Annotated in this window: 1 protein-coding gene; it reads right to left on the bottom strand. The window is 37.8% G+C overall.

The window, feature by feature from the left end; translation table 11 throughout:
• Window positions 1-258: 258 nt before the first annotated feature.
• A complete protein-coding gene (locus ACFSVN_RS04965; RefSeq protein WP_390299502.1) occupies window positions 259-705 on the bottom strand; it encodes a hypothetical protein in 447 nt (148 codons plus the stop codon).
• Window positions 706-860: the final 155 nt, after the last annotated feature.

Below are 860 nucleotides of genomic sequence, written 5' to 3'. Positions count from 1 at the left end.
CCCAGAAACCAATTTTTCGATATTCGCCCTGACTTGCAACAACAAATGAAAGCAAAACAGAAAGTATGAGTGCTATGAAAATATAGTCATCCATTGGTTAAATCTTGAATTGTAATTGGTATAACGGCCCAGCGCATAACCTGCACGGGGATTATTTATTTAAATAAGAGTACAAAATTCTGAATTAGCAAGAAATTAACCCAACGGCGAGGCCGTGTCAGCCGTTAATGCGCCTTGTTATGCCCACTTTTTATTTACTTAATGGTTAGGAAGAAAGATTATTACGATACCCAAAATTAACGTTAGAAAACCAACAAAGCGGCCAATTTTTTGGGCTTTACGAATTCCGAGCCAATGGATTGTTTCAGGTGTTGTAAAGGGGAATATAACAACCACGATTCCCATAAGTGAAGTGATAAAACCAGTAACAAGCAAAAGAAATTTTTCCGAAACAGATAATGCAAGAACTAGTAGAGGAACTACCACCAGCAGTATAGTTAATCCAATTATTAAGTATAAAAAGGTTCTGCCATAGGTAATGAATCTGTCGTTGAATTCGCGTAATTTGCTTTCAAATTCAGGTAGCACATAAAACGTTTTTTCGGTCGGTATTGTAAATCGATCTAAAGTCTCAAGCGTAACTGGTTTTACATCGGTTGTTTTCTTTCCCGACCAAATACATTTTTGTTTGTTTTCTTGGAACATAATCTAAACTATTTATCATACTAAAAGTGGGTATAACGACCCAGCGCATAACGGGCGCGGAGATTATGGGTTAATAAACGGTTAAAATTTCAAAACAAGCAACTTCGGAAACTAACGGCACGTCCGCGTCCCCGGTTGATGCGCTTGTTATACCC

The organism is Gracilimonas halophila (genome assembly GCF_042684365.1).
GTDB classification, from domain to species: Bacteria; Bacteroidota; Rhodothermia; order Balneolales; family Balneolaceae; genus Gracilimonas; species Gracilimonas halophila.
Note: the sequence above shows the minus strand (reverse complement) of the source record. Positions and strands in the feature narration are given on the sequence as shown.